Origin of the sequence: Peptoniphilus timonensis JC401, assembly GCF_000312025.1 — a bacterium.
In the GTDB taxonomy this organism is placed as follows: domain Bacteria; phylum Bacillota; class Clostridia; order Tissierellales; family Peptoniphilaceae; genus Peptoniphilus_A; species Peptoniphilus_A timonensis.
On sequence record NZ_HE978595.1, the window covers coordinates 141486 to 145155 of the forward strand.

Here is a 3670-nt window from a genome sequence, read left to right on the forward strand (position 1 = left end):
TGATCTAACATCTCTTGAATGCCAAAGGATTTTCCAACTCCTTCCTGACTTGCAGCAAAGGACATTATTGTATCCTTGGCAGGTTTTTTTATTGCCTTTCCCATTCTTTGGATGACCAATAAAATTGATGCAGCAATCCAACCCTTATCACCAACTAGGGCAAGTGCTGGCACAGCTAAAATATCAAGTATATAGCCAAAAATTACCATAGGCCAATATTTTCTAGTCTTGTCAGTAATTTTTCCAAAGACATATCTCATAGAATAACCCACAAGTTCGCCAAGTCCAGATATAAAACCAATTGTCCCAGCTGATGCACCAAGCAGTGCCAAATAAGCACCTCTAATGCTCGATGCACCTTCATGGGTCATGTCTGAAAAAAGACTGACAATTCCAAATAATATAATAAATAACATAGCTCTAGAAAATTTTTTATCCTTCAACTATATTCCCTCCAAAAAACTTAGTTTTTTATTATATCATTGTTAATTAATAATATTGTAAAATCTTAATAAATTTTTGAAAATTCTAAATATTTATTTTCTCTTAAAAAGAGTTATTCCATTAATAATTATTGAGGCAATAGTACACATAAAAAGAGTTCTTGATATAGTTGGTATGACATCCATGGCTCCTGCAAAATCTTCTTTTACAAGAAATTCTGCTCCCATATTGTAAAAGGCAAAAATAGTTAAACTTGTAAATGCCATGCTGAGAAATCTGTATTTTGTTGGATCCTTTCCATATAACCAAGCTATTACATTTGCTGCAGCAAAAAACATTGCCAATATTCCAAGAATAAATTCCATATATTTCCTCCTTTATTAGCCTTAGGTATTTTTATAAGCTATACTTTGTTAAATTGTACCCTATTTAAAAAATTATAGTTAGATTCTTCTTACTTCTTTTGATATTATCTTAATATAAAAATTTTTAAGAGGTGATTTTATGAAAAATAATTTAAAAAATATACTTATAGATTTATTTTTAATATCTCTTATGTCAATTTTCACAGTCTTTATTTCTTTTTTATTTACAAATCAAGAAATAAGTAAAAATTTGTTTTTCCTTTACATAGATAATAAAAATATAGTAGCATTAAATTTTTTGCCAATTTTTATTTTAAATTTAGTCCTATATTTTGCTTCAGGGAGAATTTTTTTAACAGCTATATTTAATTTTGTAATTTTCATTTCTATGGGACTTGCAAATATTTCAAAGCTCCACTACAGATATGAAAATATTCGCTTTTCCGACTTAAAACTTTTTGGAGAAGCAATGACAATGCTAAAGGACGACTATTCCATTATTCTTCCAAGATTTTTTGGACTTATAATTATTTCCTCTCTAGCTCTTATTGTTTTCTTATTTATCTTTAGAAAATATAAAATGCCCAAAAAATTTAGGCTTGTGGGACTTCTATTTTCTATAATAATTTTATTTGCTTCCAAAAATATTCTTTTATCCCAAAAACTTTATGCAGACAATAGGGTCTATGGTTTTAATGATTTTGTAGAAGTTGAACAAGAAAAAGCTCGCGGCATGGTCTATGCTTTTGTCCATTCTTTAAATGAAATTATAACCACAAAGCCTGATGGCTACAATGAAAAGTCTACAAGAGAAGTTTGGACATCTTATGATGATTCAGACATCCCAAGTGATGAAAAAATAAATATAATTGGTATTATGCTAGAGTCTTATAGCGATTTTTCTGAATTTAACATTGATTTTTCAAAAGACCCTTATAAAAGTTTTAGGGAAATAAAAGAAAACAGCATCCAGGGCAGACTAATAAACAACATGTTTGGAGGTGGAACTGCCTTTGTCGAAAGATCTTTTTTGTTGGGTTCTTCCTATTATTCAAGATACTATAGACCAGTAAACTCCTATGTTTGGTATCTCAAAAGTCAAGGCTACAAGACCATGGCAATGCATCCTCACAACGGAGGTTTTTATAACAGGAGAAATGTAAATCCAAAATTAGGTTTTGATAATTTCTTATATATGGAAAATTATTTCAAAGATTACGAAAAAGGTGGCAAGCACTTCACCGATGAAAATTTGCGAGAACACATAATAAAAGATTACAAAAAACAGACTCAAGATGGAAGCCCCTATTTTTCCTTTACAGTCACTATGCAAAATCATGGACCCTATGAAAGTTCAAAAAGCAGCGAAGAATATATCCCAAAAGAAAATTTTTCCACAGAAGAAAGCTACAATATTGTAAATAACTATTTCACTGGCATAAAATCTAGTGGAGATTCTCTAAAAAAATTGTTGGACGATGTAAATGACTTTGAAAGTCCAACTCTTGTAATAGTTTTCGGGGATCACAAACCCTTTCTTGGTCAAGATGATATTGGTTATAAGGATCTTGGAATAGATATATCTGCCGACAAAAAAGAGGGTTATTTAAATAGATGTAGCACACCTTATATATTGTGGGCAAATGAATCTTTAAAAAAATCTCTTAACAAAGATTTCCTTGGAGAGGGCCCTGAAATTTCATCACAATTATTGATGAATTATGCCTTTAAAGAACTTGGCTGGTCTGGTCCAAAATATATGCAAATTATCCAAAAAAGAACTGCCTGGTCTAAGTGTTTTCAATGACAATATCTTAAAATACGAGGATGTATATTACGATTCAGAAAGTGAAAAATTTAAAGAGATACAAAGATTTATAAAATCCATAGATTATTTTGCCAATAAAAACTTTTACTATTAAATTTTTAAAAGAGTGCAGATGTAAATTTTTCTGCACTTTTTATTTTTTCCAATAAAAAATCAGTGACTTCCATCACTGACTCTTTATTTTTTCAAAAGTCCTTCCGCCATCTCTTGAAATGTAGTTGCTTTTATTATTATTTATGTCCTCAAAGTCCAAATGTATGACTCCATCTTCATCCATCCTTCCAGAAACTTTGGGGCTAGTTTCTTCGAGTTCAGATATAAATTTTATCTTGTCTCCAGAAATTTTTACAAAAAACCAGCGTGACCTTGCACCTGCCCTATCAACTTCCAAGAGAGCAAAGTTAGAATTTTCTATTTTTATGGCGTCTTCTTTTTTAAAATCTTTTAAAATTTCATCTTTATTTTCTGTTTTTTTAATTCCTTCCTTTTCTGGCAGCTTTTTATCCTTATCTTCATTTGTGAATTTTTCTGACTCTTCATTTCTTTTAATCAAAAATTTTAAAATTTCTCTTGTGTCTTGGTCCTCAATCTTATTTAAATAAGTAAAGGTATTTTTTATTTCATCTTCACTTAACTTTTCCATGTTTATAAAATTTTTTCTGTAGACTTCGTATATTGGATCCATCCAGCCCACATTTAAGACATAATATTTATCCCCATCATAGATTAGATTTCGGTCTTCCTTCCCAGAAAAGACAGATGCCAAAAATAAATAAAATATGGATAAGAGCAAAATTCCTGTTAAAACTATCCCTGTGAAAATTTTAAAATATTTATTAAAATCAAAATTCAAAATTTTGCAAATAGAGAAAATTTGTAAGCCTAAAAATAATAAAAAGTTAAGACCAAGTATAATATTGTTAATTATTGGAATAAATTCAATTTTTGTAACAAGAAATAAAAATCCCAAAGAAATTACAAAGGACAAAAGATAAAGTAAAATGTATAATATTTTTTTGCTCTTTAACTTCAT

Annotated in this window: 4 protein-coding genes; 1 reads left to right on the plus strand and 3 read right to left on the minus strand. The window is 29.4% G+C overall.

All coding sequences use genetic code 11. The features are described from left to right. Window positions 1–443, minus strand: a 443-nt coding sequence (locus tag HGPT_RS09190; RefSeq protein WP_019138922.1) for a hypothetical protein, incomplete at its 3' end; no start/stop codon positions are given. Between the two features lie 93 nt (window positions 444–536). Beyond that, entirely contained in the window at window positions 537–809 is a 273-nt protein-coding gene (locus HGPT_RS05950) for a hypothetical protein (RefSeq protein ID WP_019138923.1), read from the minus strand. A 139-nt stretch (window positions 810–948) separates the two neighbouring features. Here HGPT_RS05950 and HGPT_RS05955 point away from each other — a divergent pair, with 139 nt between their 5' ends. Further along, the gene (locus HGPT_RS05955; protein ID WP_019138924.1) at window positions 949–2616 is read left to right on the plus strand and encodes an LTA synthase family protein; all 1668 of its coding nucleotides are present in this window, start codon (window positions 949–951) and stop codon (window positions 2614–2616) included. A gap of 187 nt (window positions 2617–2803) precedes the next feature. Here HGPT_RS05955 and HGPT_RS05960 read toward each other — a convergent pair. After that, window positions 2804–3670 (minus strand): hypothetical protein (locus HGPT_RS05960; RefSeq protein WP_019138925.1); only part of this gene is annotated, 867 nt, incomplete at its 5' end.